Annotated in this window: 12 protein-coding genes and 1 pseudogene; 5 read left to right on the top strand and 8 right to left on the bottom strand. The window is 69.7% G+C overall.

The genetic code is table 11. From position 1 onward, the window contains the following. The 3 genes and pseudogenes from ACSAMQ_RS17475 to ACSAMQ_RS17485 form a co-directional block, all read right to left on the bottom strand. Positions 1–246: pseudogene (locus ACSAMQ_RS17475) on the bottom strand (hypothetical protein); the annotation flags it as partial. A 157-nt stretch (positions 247–403) separates the two neighbouring features. Beyond that, a complete protein-coding gene (locus ACSAMQ_RS17480; RefSeq protein ID WP_435396882.1) occupies positions 404–1330 on the bottom strand; it encodes a patatin-like phospholipase family protein in 927 nt (308 codons plus the stop codon). After that, positions 1330–2298: a helix-turn-helix transcriptional regulator gene (locus ACSAMQ_RS17485; RefSeq protein ID WP_435396883.1), complete on the bottom strand. Its 969-nt coding sequence runs from the start codon at positions 2296–2298 to the stop codon at positions 1330–1332. Before ACSAMQ_RS17485 ends, ACSAMQ_RS17480 begins: the two co-directional genes overlap by 1 nt. Before the next feature lie 583 nt (positions 2299–2881). Between ACSAMQ_RS17485 and ACSAMQ_RS17490 the strand changes: the two genes are divergently transcribed. The 5 genes from ACSAMQ_RS17490 to ACSAMQ_RS17510 all read left to right on the top strand — a co-directional run bounded on the left by ACSAMQ_RS17490 (position 2882) and on the right by ACSAMQ_RS17510 (position 8757). Next, positions 2882–5815: a molybdopterin oxidoreductase family protein gene (locus tag ACSAMQ_RS17490; RefSeq protein WP_435396884.1), complete on the top strand. Its 2934-nt coding sequence runs from the start codon at positions 2882–2884 to the stop codon at positions 5813–5815. Between the two features lie 57 nt (positions 5816–5872). Beyond that, the gene (locus ACSAMQ_RS17495) at positions 5873–6094 is read left to right on the top strand and encodes a hypothetical protein (protein ID WP_435396885.1); all 222 of its coding nucleotides are present in this window, start codon (positions 5873–5875) and stop codon (positions 6092–6094) included. Then, complete coding sequence (locus ACSAMQ_RS17500) at positions 6091–6909, top strand: 4Fe-4S dicluster domain-containing protein (protein WP_435396886.1); 819 nt, start codon at positions 6091–6093, stop codon at positions 6907–6909. The genes ACSAMQ_RS17495 and ACSAMQ_RS17500 overlap by 4 nt, the downstream gene beginning before the upstream one ends. A 31-nt stretch (positions 6910–6940) precedes the next feature. After that, positions 6941–7885, top strand: coding sequence for a dimethyl sulfoxide reductase anchor subunit family protein (locus tag ACSAMQ_RS17505; RefSeq protein ID WP_435396887.1), 945 nt, complete (start codon positions 6941–6943; stop codon positions 7883–7885). 197 nt (positions 7886–8082) lie between these two features. Continuing rightward, positions 8083–8757, top strand: a complete 675-nt coding sequence (locus tag ACSAMQ_RS17510) for a DUF481 domain-containing protein (protein ID WP_435396888.1) — start codon at positions 8083–8085, stop codon at positions 8755–8757. A 663-nt stretch (positions 8758–9420) separates the two neighbouring features. On the opposite strand, the gene hemC is transcribed toward ACSAMQ_RS17510, so the two are convergent. The 5 genes from hemC to ACSAMQ_RS17535 form a co-directional block, all read right to left on the bottom strand. Continuing rightward, a complete protein-coding gene (gene hemC, locus ACSAMQ_RS17515) occupies positions 9421–10356 on the bottom strand; it encodes a hydroxymethylbilane synthase (protein ID WP_435396893.1) in 936 nt (311 codons plus the stop codon). 316 nt (positions 10357–10672) lie between these two features. Next, a complete protein-coding gene (locus tag ACSAMQ_RS17520) occupies positions 10673–11413 on the bottom strand; it encodes a LytR/AlgR family response regulator transcription factor (RefSeq protein WP_435396889.1) in 741 nt (246 codons plus the stop codon). Positions 11414–11430: 17 nt separating this feature from the next. Then, positions 11431–12486: a sensor histidine kinase gene (locus tag ACSAMQ_RS17525; protein ID WP_435396890.1), complete on the bottom strand. Its 1056-nt coding sequence runs from the start codon at positions 12484–12486 to the stop codon at positions 11431–11433. A gap of 13 nt (positions 12487–12499) precedes the next feature. Continuing rightward, positions 12500–13195, bottom strand: a complete 696-nt coding sequence (locus tag ACSAMQ_RS17530) for an alpha/beta hydrolase (RefSeq protein ID WP_435396891.1) — start codon at positions 13193–13195, stop codon at positions 12500–12502. A gap of 144 nt (positions 13196–13339) precedes the next feature. Next, positions 13340–13657 (bottom strand): TonB family protein (locus ACSAMQ_RS17535; protein WP_435396892.1); only part of this gene is annotated, 318 nt, incomplete at its 5' end.

The raw sequence follows: 13657 nt of genomic DNA on the forward strand, positions 1-13657 counted from the left end.
CAGGACGGCTTCGGCGTCTCCGGCCCGGCGCCAGGACGGCAGGCGGAAGCGGTGCAGCGCCCACCAGGCCACGGCCGGCATCGCGACCAGCCACAGCGGCAGCCAGCCGATCGCGCCATGGCTGCCGCGCGCGGCGGGCAGCATCAGCACCAACAGGCAGCCGATGGCGAGGGCGTAGCGCAGGGCGGTGTCGAGGTCCGCGCGGACGGCATCGGCGGAACGGTCGGAAGGCGTGCTGACGGTCATGTCCAGACTCCGAAAACGGGCGTAAGTGTCGGTGAGGCCACCTTCCCGCCGCGCCGTCTCAGAGGCTGCGATCTTCGTTGCCGCTCATCGGCGCGCCGTCCGTGCCGCGCGTCGGCTTTGCGCTGTGCCGGGTCTGGCGGCTCGCCCCGGCCGAGACTCAGTAACCGGCCTTGTCGAGCGCCTTCTCGGCCTCTTCGCGGCCCAGCGCGATCAGTTCCTTGGCCCGCCAGAATTCGTAGAACTGGCAGGCGTCGCGCGGAATCCGGATGACCAGCTCCGGCGGGTCCAGGGCCAGCTGCACGCGCGCGATCTGCGCCTGCATCATGTCGAGCGAACGCGCCATCAGTTCGCTGAAACCCAATTCGTGCGGCGGCTGTTCCCCGCTCTGGCCCTCGTCGGCGCCGCGCCGGAACCAGCGCATCAGCATCGAGGGTTTCGACTCGCCGACCTCGCTGCCCGGCGCCTTGGCGCCGTTCTGCAGCGCGAGCGCGCCGGGCGGCCGCTCCGGCCAGCCGTGCATGTCGACCGCGATCAGGCGGTGCGCATCGGACAAACGCGTGGCCGCGATCGGCAACGGCGCCAACAGGCCGCCGTCGACCAGTTCGCGGCCGTGCAATTCATAAGGAGGGAACACCCCGGGGATCGCGATCGATGCGCGCACCGCGTCCCACAGGTCGCCCTCGCGCAGCCAGACTTCGCGCTGGCGGATCAGGTCGACCGCGACCGCGGTGAACTCGATCTCCAGGTCTTCGATGCGCGGCTCGCCGGTCAGTTCGCGCAGCGCGTGCATCAGGCGCTCGCCGCGGAACAGGCCCGGTTGCCCCAGGCCGGGGTCGAGCAGGCGCAGCATCGCGGTACGGCTCATGCCGTACAGCCAGTCGCGGTAGACCTCGAGCTTGCCGGCGGCGAACAGGCCGCCGACCAGGGCGCCGCTGGACGAGCCGGCGACCGCGACGATGCGCATCGAGCGCGCCTGCAGCGCCTCGATCACCCCGATCTGCGCCAGCCCGCGGGCACCGCCCGCGCCGAGCACCAGGGCGACCGGTTCGTCGCGGGAAATATGCGGGGCGTCGGCGCCGGGCATCAGCGTCCGTAGTTGCTCAGCGCCAGTTCCAGCATCGACTTGGCCTGCTCGCGCAGCACCACCGGCTCGACGATCTCGGCATCGCTGCCGTAGTGCATCACGTCCATCAGCAACTCGCGTCCGGCGCTGTACGGCACCTTCAGCTCGTAACGCCCGTCGGGCAGGAACCGGCCCTGCTGCTGCGAATGCCAGTGCTCGTCGGCGACCCAGCGCGCGGCCTTGGCGCTGAAGACGATGGTCGCCCAGCCCTTCGGCGCGCCGGAGAAGATGCCGTAGCTCGACGCCAGGTGCTGGTCGAGTTCGTCGTCGGCGACGTCGCGCGCGGCGTCTTCGCCGACCTTGGCCGCGCTGATGCGGTCGACCGAGAAGCTGCGCAACGCATCGCGCTCGTGGTCCCAGGCATCGAGGTACCAGTTTTCGCGGTAGTGAGTCAGGCGCTGCGGCGACACGCTGCGGCGGGTGCGCTGATCGGTCGAGCGCGCCCGGTATTCGAACGTCAGCTGCTTGCGATCGAGCACCGCGGTGGCGACGGCGCGGAACGCGATCTCGTCGAGGCGCCGGGTGCGGTGCGGAATCACCCGCACGCGCTCGACCGGCAGGCGGCGGCCGCCGGCATGTTCGTCGAGCAGCTTCTCGATGCGCTGCTGCAAGGGCGCGAGCGCATTCGACAGCACCCCGCCGCCGCTGCGCATCAGCAACTGCTGCGCGGCCAGCAGCGAGTGCAGCTCTTCCGAGCTCAGCCACAGGCCGGGCAGTTCGAAGCGGTCGCCTTCGCTGGTGTCGTAGCGGAAGCCGGCCTCGCCGTTACCGACCACCGGCGCCATCAGGTAGTCGCGCAGGTAGGCCAGGTCGCGGTAGACAGTCGCGCGCGAACACTCCAGATCCTCTTGGAGGCGCTGGACCGTGACCGGATACCGGGCTGCGGTGAGAATCCGGTGCAGTGCGTGGATGCGTTCGATACGTTCCATGTCGGCGATGTCTAGTGGATTCGGTGGGGTCGCAACTAGCATGGCACCGGCCGCTGTCCGGCCGCCACCATCGAACTTGGGGATCGTACGTGATCGAGCCCGCAATATCCGCAACGCCGCCCCCGGCGCCGCGGTTACCGACCGATCGTAGCGCCCGGCCGGCCGGAGCGGCGCCGGAACGGGCCGGCCGGGTCGCAGCCCGCCTCCGCGCCGACACGGGACCTGCGCGCTTGCGCGGACGAGGGCCCGGGAGGACAACTACGGCAGATCGGCAACTTTCGAACGGGCGGGCCGGCAGCACCGGCATGACTCCCCGCGACCGATGAACGACCGATGAGCTTGCGACGACTCCGGTAGCGAGGTCCGTAGTCGGGACCAGTATCTGGATCGCAGCGCCGGCGCAGTAGTGACATTAGACACCCATGCGGTCGCAACGACTGCGACTGCGCGAGCCCGCCGGCCGCCACGGCCGCAAGTCCGATCACAAGACCTGCACAATGTTGCAGTGCGATGGCGCCCGGACGCACAAGCGCGGATTTCGCGCAAGCTCGCGGCGACACGCCCAGGTAGGCACAATGCCGGCATGCGAAAGCGCGCTCCCGAAGAGCCAGCCATCGACTTGTCGCCCTCGCCCGGCGACGAGGTCAAGACCACGACCTGTTACATGTGCGCCTGCCGGTGCGGCATCAAGGTCTGGCTCAGCGACGGCCGGATCCGTTACATCCAGGGCAACCCCGATCATCCGGTCAACCAGGGCGTGCTGTGCGCCAAGGGTTCGGCCGGCATCATGCAGCATTACTCGCCGGCGCGGCTCGACAAGCCGCTGCTGCGCGTGGGCGAACGCGGCAAGGGCGAGTTCCGCGAGATCGAGTGGGACGAGGCGCTGCGCATCGCCGCCGGCTGGCTCGCGCCGATCCGCGAACGCAACCCCGACGAGCTGGCCTTCTTCACCGGCCGCGACCAGTCGCAGGCGCTGACCGGGTGGTGGGCGCAGCAGTTCGGCACGGTCAACTACGCCGCGCACGGCGGCTTCTGTTCGGTGAACATGGCCGCCGGCGGCCTCTACACCCTGGGTGGTTCGTTCTGGGAGTTCGGCGAGCCCGACTGGGAGCATTCGCGCTATCTGATGCTGTGGGGCGTGGCCGAAGACCACGACTCCAACCCGATCAAGCTCGGCCTCGGCAAACTCAAGGCCAGCGGCGCGAAGATCGTCGCGGTCAATCCGGTGCGCAGCGGCTATGGCGCGATCGCCGACGAGTGGATCGGCATCCGGCCCGGCACCGACGGCCTGTTCGCGTTCGCCCTGATCCACGAACTGCTCAAGGCCGACCGCATCGACCTGGACTATCTCGTGCGCTATACCAACGCGCACTGGCTGGTGATCCGCAATCCCGGCGGCGCCGACGACGGCCTGTTCGCGCGCGACGGCGAAGGGCGTGCGCTGTGTTGGGCGCGAGAGCTGCCTGGCGGCGCGAGCCAAGCCCGCGCCCTCCCCGCCGACGCGATCGACATCGCGCCGGCCGTGGTCGGCGAATACACCCTGGCCGACGGCCGCCGCGCGGTGCCGGTGTTCCACCTGGTCGCCGAACGCTATCTCGACCCGCAGTACGCGCCCGACGCGGTCAGCGAACGCTGCGGCGTTCCCGCCGACACCATCCGCCGCATCGCCCGCGAGCTCGCCGAGGCCGCGTTCGAGCAAGCCATCGCCCTGCCGATCGCCTGGACCGACGCCTACGGCCGCCAGCACGCCGAGATGACCGGCCGCCCGGTCAGCATGCACGCCATGCGCGGCATCAGCGCGCACAGCAACGGCTTCCACACCTGCCGCGCGCTGCACCTGTTGCAGTTGCTGCTCGGCGCGGTCGACACGCCGGGCTCGTTCCGCTATCAGCCGCCGTTTCCGAAACCGATCCCGCCGCCGAACCGGCCGGGCAAGACCCGCCAGCCCAACGGCGTGCTCGACGCGGCCCCGCTCGGCTTCGTCCACGGCCCCGAGGACCTGGTCGTCGATGCGCACGGCCAACCGCGCCGGATCGACCACGCCTTCTCCTGGGCCTATCCGCTGTCGGCGCACGGCATGATGCATACCGTGATCCGCAACGCCTGGGCCGGCGACCCGTACAAGATCGACACGCTCATGATGTTCATGGCCAACATGAGCTGGAACTCGGCGATGAACACCGGCGAGACCATCGGCTGGCTCACCGACCGCGGCGAAGACGGCGAGTACCGCATCCCGCGCATCATCTATGCCGATGCCTACGCCTCGGAGATGACCGCCTTCGCCGACCTGGTCCTGCCCGACACGACCTATCTCGAACGCTTCGACGCGATCAGCCTGCTCGACCGGCCGATCTCCGATGCCGACTCCGCCTGCGACGCGATCCGCCATCCGATCGTCGACTCGGCGACTCAGCACCTGGGGGGCGACGACAAGCCACGCGACGTGCGCGGCTTCCAGTCGGTCCTGCTGGAACTCGGCGCGCGCCTCGGCCTGCCCGGCATGGTCCACGACGACGGCAGCCCGCGTTACCGCGACTATGCCGACTACATCGTCCGCCACGAACGCGCGCCGGGGATCGGCCTGCTCGCCGGCTGGCGCGGCGAACACGGCGAACTCGAAGCCAAGGGCCAGCCGAACCCGCAGCAGTTGCAGCGCTACATCGACCACGGCGGCTTCTGGCGCAGCCATGTGCCGGAGGCGGCGCGCTATTACAAGATGGCCAATCGCGGTTATCTGGACTGGGCGCAGAAGATGGGCTTCATCGGTCATGCCGACCCGATCGTGCTGCAGTTGTATTCGGAGACGATCCAGAAGTTCCGCCTCGCCGCGCAAGGCCATGGCGCGCAGCAACCGCCGTCGGCGCATCGCGAACGCGTGGCGACTTACTTCGATCCGCTGCCGATCTGGTACGAGCCCTTCGAGGGCGCCCAGGTCGATCGGGTCGAGACGAAATTCCCGCTCAGCGCGGTGACCCAGCGGCCGATGTTCATGTACCACGCCTGGGGCTCGCAGAACGCCTGGCTGCGTCAGATCAGCGCGCGCAACTATCTCTACCTGCATCCCGATACGGGCGCGCGCCACGGCATCGCCGACGCCGACTGGATCACCATGGAATCGCACCATGGCCGCATCACCGTGCAGGCGCGTTTCGCCGCCAACGTCCAGGCCGATACGGTCTGGACCTGGAACGCGATCGGCAAGCGCCGCGGCGCCTGGCGCCTGGCCAAGGACGCGCCGGAAGGCCGCCAGGGCTTCCTGATGAACCACCTGATCTCCGACATCACCCCGAAGGGGGACTACGCCAATGCCGACCCGGTCACCGGGCAGGCGGCCTGGTTCGACTTGCGCGTGTCGATCCGAAAGGCCGAGGCCGCGCAAGCCGAACGCGGCGTGTCCGAACCGCAGTTCGCGCCGCTCGCGTTCGCCGAAGCCGGGCCCGGCCCGCTGCGCTATGGCGCCGAGTTCCGAGCGGACCGCGCACGCCGCGCAGGAGGCGAGCATGAGCCGGATTGAAACAGCGATGGGTCGCGACCGCGCCGAGCTCGCCGCAACCGGCAGGGAGCGCGACCGATGAGGAGCGCGCGCCTGTTCGCCGGCTGGCTGTGCATCGCGCTCGGCTTCGGCCTGGTGATCCTGCTCGGGCTCGGCATCCTCGACCCGACCCGCGACGCCGCCGCGCACGCGACCTCGGCCACGCCGGTGTTGATCGCGCTGATGCCGAGCGTGGCGGTCGGCCTGACCGTGTTCGCGCTGGGCCTGTGGTTGCTCGCTACCGGAAAGAAAAAACGATGACCGATCTACCGCCGCCGTCGAAGAAAAAGCTCGGCCTGGTCATCGACCTGGACACCTGCGTCGGCTGCCATGCCTGCGCGGTGAGCTGCAAGGAATGGAATGCCGGCGGTTTCGCCGCGCCGCTGACCGACGAGCGGCCTTACGGCAAGGACCCGTCCGGCATCTGGTTCAACCGCGTACACAGTTACGAAGTCGCCGCGGACGAGCCCGCACCGGCCATCGCGCGCGCCGAGGCGATGCCGCTGGACGACCCGGTGCGCGGCTGCGGCGAAACCGCCGCGCCGCAACCGGCGATGACCCTGCACTTCCCGCGTTCGTGCCTGCATTGCGAACAGCCGGCCTGCGTGACCGTGTGCCCGACCGGCGCCAGCTACAAGCGCGCCGAAGACGGCATCGTGCTCGTCGACGAAGACAAGTGCATCGGCTGCAAACTGTGCTCCTGGGCCTGCCCCTACGGCGCGCGCGAATACAGCCCGGTCGAAGGGGTGATGAAGAAATGCACCCTGTGCATCGACCGCATCTACAACGAGAACCTCGACGAGTCCGAACGCCAGCCGGCCTGCGTGCAGGCCTGCCCGACCCGGGCGCGGCATTTCGGCGACCTCGGCGATCCCGAGTCCAAGGTTTCCAGACTGGTCGCCGAACGCGGCGGCGTCGACCTGATGGCGCAACTGGGCTATCAGCCGACCAACAAGTACCTGCCGCCGCGTCCGCGCCGCGCCGCGCCGGCCGAGGCCGCGCCGCCGGCGGAAACCCTGGACACCGCACAGCTGCCGCCGGTGCTGCGCTGGCTGGACCGGATGTTGTCGCGATGAACCCCGCTCTGCCGTACCGGAGCCGTAGCTGATGCATCCCGCGTTTTCGGTCATTTTCTTCACCGCCTTGTCCGGCGCCGGCTATGGCCTGATGGCCTGGCTCGGCGCGCTCGTGCTGGTCCAGTTCGGCGGCGGCGATGCGCTGCCGCCGCGCAGCCTGGCCATGGCCTTGGCGCTGGCGCTGATCCTGGTCAGCATCGGCCTGCTCAGCTCGACCCTGCACCTGGGCAAGCCGATGCGCGCCTGGCGCGCGTTCTCGCAATGGCGCAGTTCGTGGCTGTCGCGCGAAGGCGTGATGGCGGTGGCCACCTACGTACCGGCATCGGCGTTGCTGGCCTGGGCCTGGCTCTCGGGCGCGCCAGGCGAAACCGGCAGCGTCTGGCCGGCGATCGCGGCCGGCGCGCTGGTCGTCGGCGCGGCGCTCACCGTGATCTGCACCGCGATGATCTACGCCTCGCTGAAGCCCATCCCGGCCTGGCGCCATCGACTGGTGGTGCCGGCCTACCTCGCCTTCGCCGCGCTCGCCGGCGCCGCCTTGCTGGCGGCCCTGCCGGGCGCGGGCGCTATCGCGCGTGCGGCGACTTTCGCGTTGATTCCGCTGGCGCTGGTCACCGCCGCGATCAAGCTGGGCTACTGGCGCGACATCGACCGCACCCCGCTCACCGTCACCCGCGGCGATGCGGTCGGCCTGCCGCAGCGCGAACTCGACGTGTTCGAGCGCCCGCATACCGAAGACAATTATCTCACCCGCGAGATGGGCTACGTGCTGGCACGCAAGCACGGGCGCAAGCTGCGCCGGATCGCGCTGCTGCTGTTCGCGGCCGTGCCGGTGGTCCTGAGCCTGATCGCGCTAACGCTGTCGGCGGCCGCGGCGATCGCGATGCCGCTCGCGGCCTTGTCGCTGCTGACCGGCACCCTGGTCGAGCGATGGCTGTTCTTCGCCGAGGCCCGCCATCTGGTGACGCTGTATTACTGAGGCGCGATTACTGCGGCGCGGCCACGCGCGCCGAAACGCCGCGACGGGTCGCAAAGCCGCGCCCAGCGGGGCTTTCACCGCGCTCGCGGGGTTCGCCGGCGGGTGAATCCAGGCTATCCCGGCGTGCTCAAAGTCTCGTGTCTGTAACCGGTTTCATGGCATCATTCCCGGCCTGTTCCGGCCCATAAGCCCAGACGATGCTCGGTGCGATCGGGCTCGCCCTCCTCGGCGCGCCCCTGGTGACATTGCCGACCCCCGCCTTCGGCGGCGACCCGACGCTGATCGCCATCGCGAGCGATCCGGCGCAGATGCGCCTGTATTGTTTTTCGACCCGCTGCGGCGACGAGGAATGGCGATTGGCCACCTCCGCGCGCGAGAAGCCTCCGGAGATCGACCCGCTCGACCTGCCGCCGTTGCGCACCGTGGTGCTGCCCGGTTCGCAGCGCCACATCGGCGGCGTCAGCGCCCCGGCGACCTCGCGCACCAGCCGCGCGATGTACTCCAACGACTACCGCATCGGCACCCGTTACGGCGTGCAGGCCCTGCGCGACGGCCCGACCCAGGTCGGCCTGAGCTTCGGCGCCGGCTACCGCCTCGCCCCGCTCCACGACGACGGCATCAACCGTCCCGGCACGGTCTTCCGCGGCGAAGTCAGCATCGGCCAGCGCATCGGCGAGCGCGCGCGCTGGAGCCAGCGCGTGCAGTTCGAAAGCGGCCATGGCGACACCTTCGTCAAGCAGTCGGTGCGTCTGGATGTGGATCTGTGGCCCTACTGGAAACTCGAAACCGACTTTGCGATTCGCCATGATTCCGATGGCGGCGGCGGTAGCGAGAGTGCCGAGAGTTCGATCGAGTTGATTCGGCGGTTTTGATCCGCACCCAGTGGATCGCGAGTTCGGTGCTGCGCCAAGCTTCAATGGCAACGGCAACGGCAAACGGTTCGCGTCTGCTTTGGGGTAGGAGCGGCGCAAGCCGCGACCACGCAACCCCGATCGCCCGCGCCGACGGCCGCAGAATCGCGGTCGCGGCTTGCGCCGCTCCTACCCGGCGAGGGCACGCCGCCACGATGAACGAAGCCGGCCTCGTTATCTCTGCGCGTCCCTTATCGCGGCTCACGCCGCTCCTACAGGGATCGCACTGCCGCCCTCCGATTTCCTATTGCTGGCTTTGGCTATTGCTGTGCGCCGCCTCGCACTCGCGAAGGTTATAGAAGACCCAAAGGGCGGCGCGCAGGGATGCGCGCCGTTTTTCATCGGGACAGGGATGTCCCGTATGAAAAATCCCTGCATCGGCATCGAACGTGCAGGCCCTTGATTCAAAGAAAAGCATTTTTCTTTGGTTACCTTTCTTTTGTTGCTTTAGACAAAAGAAAGTAACCCGCCGCTTTAGTGGCGGAAGCTTTGGGTTTGATCTTGATTTTGATCTTGATCTATTGGACGAGAGAAGCGCCGCAAGACCGTCGCAGCGATGTCGCGGCTCGCGCCGCTCCTACCCTTAAGGCAACAGCGGTCGCATTCGAGGCGAGCAAACCCGAATCAATCCGCGTCGATATCCACCAGCGAATCGGCAATGAATTCGCCGGCACCCTGTTCCAACAGGCGTTGCGCGACTTCGATGCCGAGGCAGTCGGGGGCGTCGCCGCGGCCTTCGCCGTGGGCGCGCACGGCGCGGCCGTCGTGGGCCGAACCGACCTGGCCGTCGAGGCGCAGGTGTTCGCCGTCCAGGCGCGCGTAAGCCGCGACCGGCACATGGCAGCTGCCGTGCAGGGCGCGGTTCATCGCCCGCTCGGCTTCGACGCAAGTGCGGGTGTCGGCGTGATCGAGCGCGGCGCAGAAGGTGCGCGCGGCGACGTCGTCTTCGCGGCATTCGATCGCGATCGCGCCCTGCGCCGGCGCCGGCAGCCAGTACGGCGATTCGAGGCGGGCGCGGATGCGCGCGTCGAAGCCGAGACGCTGCAGACCGGCGCAGGCCAGGACGATGGCGTCGTAGTCGCCGGCATCGAGCCGGGCCAGTCGGGTATTGACGTTGCCGCGCAGGTCGAGCAATTGCAGATCAGGGCGCAGCGCGCGCAATTGCGCCTGCCGGCGCAGCGACGAGGTGCCCACGCGGGCGCCGAGCGGCAGGCTGTCGATGCCGTCGTGCTGGTTGCTGACGAAGGCGTCGGCATAGTCGGCGCGCTCCAGGATCGCCGGCAGGGCGAAGCCCGGCTCCAGCTCCATCGGCACGTCCTTGAGCGAGTGCACGGCGCAGTCGGCTTCGCCGCGCAGCATCGCCAGCTCCAGCTCTTTGAGGAACAGGCCCTTGCCGCCGATCGCGGCCAGCGAGCGGTCGAGCACCTCGTCGCCACGGGTGCTCATCGGCACCAGGCTCACCTCCAGCCCCGGATGCGCCGCGCGCAGGCGGTCGGCGACGTGCTCGCTCTGCCACAGGGCAAGCGGGCTCTTACGGGTGGCGATGCGCAGGGTCTTCATGCCGGCATTATCGCCGCTGGCGGGGGTCGGCATCAAAAAACCGCCCGGATGGGCCGCCGGGGAGCCCGTTCGGTCGCGGATTAGCCATGATCGGGGACGCGGGACGTAGCGTCGGCGAGTGACCGTAGGGCGGCCGTCATTACCTGGTGCGGTTTCGGCGCGTTCCTTGGTCGCGGCTTACGCCGCTCCTACCGAGTGATTCGGCCGACGCCGCGAGACCGAAGCAACGCGGTCGCGGCTTGCGTCGCTCTACCCCAAGAGCGCAGCACTACCGAATCACGAATCACAGTCCCGAGTCCCGAGTCCCGAAAAAGCATCACAAATGCTTAAGCGTCTCGCGCAACGCCGCCACGCAGCGGCGGCTGACTTCCAGCGGTTGCTTGCCGTGGCGCAGCACGGCCTGCACATGACCTTCGGAATCTCGCTTGAGCTCGACGATCTCGTGGCGCGCGACCAGGCAGTTTCGATGGATGCGCACGAAGCGTTCGCCGAATTCGTCTTCCAGCGACTTCAGCGACTCCTCGATCAGGTCCTCGCCGCGGGCGTGATGGACGATCACGTATTTCTCTTCGGCGTGCAGGTAGTGCACGTCCTCGATCGGGATCAGGCGCAGGCTGCCGCGCAAACGCGCGCACAGGTGGCTGCGGCTCTGCCCGGGCGCGGTCTCGGTGCCGCCGCCGATATGGCGCTCGCGGCCGGCGGCGAAGGTGCGCACCCGCTCGAGGGCGGCGTCGAGGCGCTCGGCCCGTACCGGCTTGACCAGGTAGTCGATCGCCTCGGCCTCGAACGCCGACAGAGCATGGGCGTCGTAGGCGGTGCAGAACACCACCGCCGGGCGCGGCTCGAACGCGGCCAGGTGGCGCGCGGCTTCGAGGCCGTCGATGCCGGGCATGGCGATGTCGAGCAGGACCAGATCCGGCCGGTGCTCGGCGCAGGCGTGCAAGGCGTGCTGGCCGTCGGCCGCTTCGGCGACGACCTCGACGTCGTCGCGCTCGGCCAACAGGCTGCGCAGACGCTCGCGCGCCAACGGTTCGTCATCCGCGATCACCACTCTCATGGCCGCCCTCGTCGCTTTCATCGGCTATGCGCCTCCACCCCGGTCGGCACGTGCAGTTCGCACAGATAGTAGCCTTCGTTCCAGCCCGCGGTCATCCGCACCGTCGGCCCGTAGGCATACCGCAGGCGCTGGCCGATGCTGCTGTGGGCGTGGCGGGCCCCGCTGCGGCCGTCGGCCGGGGGCGGGGCCGGGTTGCGGATGCGCAATAGAAGCTCGTCGGCGAGCTCGGTCAGCTCGATTTCGATCTCGCCGCCGCCGGCCAGCCGGGAGATCCCGTGCAGCACGGCGTTCTCGACGAGGGGTTGCAGGACCAGCCGCGGCAGGGGCATCCGCCACGGCAATGGCTCGCGTTTGCGCCAGACCACCCGCAAGCGCTCGCCCAGGCGCAGCTGCTCGATCGCCAGATAGCGCTCGGCCAGCTCGACCTCCTCGGCCAGGCTGGAGTCGGACTTGGACGCGCCCAGCGCGGCCCGGAACAGGTCCGACAGGTCCAGCACCGCACGTTCGGCGACCACCGGGTCGCTGCGCACCAGGCCGGCGATGGTGTTCATGCTGTTGAAGAGGAAGTGCGGCTTGATCCGCGCCTGCAGCGCGTCGACCTCGGCGCGGGCATTGGCGCGGACCTGGGCCTTCCAGCTGTCGTTGACGTAGAGGTAGCGCAGGACCACGCCGACGGCGAGGATCGCCACCGCGGCGGTGCCGCCGACGAAACGCTGGAACGAAATGCCTGGCGGCACCAGGCCGATGCCGGTGACGCTGTCGATGATGTGGGTGACCGCCGCGACCGCCGCGGCGATCGCCGCCGCCGTGGCGGTGGCAATGAAGCCGCCGACGCCGGGCGGCAGCCGCGACAGGTGGCGCCGCGACACGCACAGCAGCACCGAGATCGCCAGCGCCAGCCACAGTGCGAAGGCGCTGGAGGACACGAAGCGGCCGAGATCCCAGCGGGTGCCGTCGGGCGCCAGCGCCAGCACGATCACGATCAGCTCGGCCATGCTCAGCATGACCACCAGCCGCGGCAGGCGGCACAGGTCCGGCAGCCACGGTTCGTGTTCGCCGGCGGACTCGGCCATGGTCAGGGCCGGCTCATGCCGCGCCGGCGAACCGTTGCGACATCCAGTCGCCGAGCGCGTCGATCTCTTCGGCGCAGACCTGGTGCGCCATCGGATAGGCATGCCAGTCGACCTGAAAGCCGAGGCTGCGCAGGCGTTCAGCGGCGCGTTCGCCGCCGGCGTAGGGCACCATCGGGTCGTGTCGGCCGTGGGCCATGAAGGCCGGCTGGCTCGGCGCGACCGCGGTCGCTTCGGCGATCAGGCGATCGGGCATCGGCAGATAGCTCGACAGGGCGACCAGCCCACCGAGCGGCTGCGTGCGCCGCAGCGCGGTGGCCAGGGTGACCGCGCCGCCCTGAGAGAACCCGGCCAGCAGGATCCGCGAGGCCGGCACGCCGCGTTCGATCTCGCGCTCGATCAGCGCATCGACCTGGCGCACCGATTCGTCGACCCCGGCTTCGTCGGCGCGCAGCGCCAGGTCGCCGATGTCGCGGATGTCGTACCAGGCGCGCATGCGCGCGCCGTTGTTGATCGTCACCGCGCGCACCGGCGCGTGCGGGAACACGAAGCGCAACGCCGGCCAGTCGCGGCGCAGCAGTTCGGGCACGATCGGGGCGAAGTCGTGGCCGTCGGCGCCGAGGCCGTGCAGCCACAGCACGCTCCAGCTCGGCGCCGGGCCGGTCTCGCGTTCGACGGTTTCCAGTAAGGCGGGGGGTGCGGAGGTTTCCATCGCCGCATTGTGGCGGCACAGCGCGCGGGCCGCCAAGCTCCCGCCCCGGCGGGCGTGTCCGCCGTCGCAATCGCCCGTCGCAATCGCCCGACGCGGCCGCCGCGCGAGCGGCCGGCGCGGCCGACCAGCCCGCCGCATCCGGCCTCAGCGCGAAGGCAGGCGGAAATTCAGGGTGCGGCGGGCCGCATGCGACTGGCCGCTGGCCTCGAAACGCAGGCGCGCCACCGCCGCCAGCGCGGCGGCGTCGAACACCCCGGCCGGTTCCGACGACACCAGCCTGGGCGCGCCGACGCGGCCGTCGGGCAGGATCGTGAAGCTGACCTCGACGCTGCCTTCGATCTTGCGGTTCAAGGCCGGCAGCGGATACCGCGGGCTGGCGTCGGCGACCAGGCGCGGCATCGCCGCGGGGCCGGCATTGCCCGAAGTCGTCGCCGGCAGCGCCGCGGCCGGGGTCGCCGCCGA

Origin of the sequence: Lysobacter sp. 1R34A (assembly GCF_051217035.1) — a bacterium.
GTDB lineage: Bacteria > Pseudomonadota > Gammaproteobacteria > Xanthomonadales > Xanthomonadaceae > Lysobacter.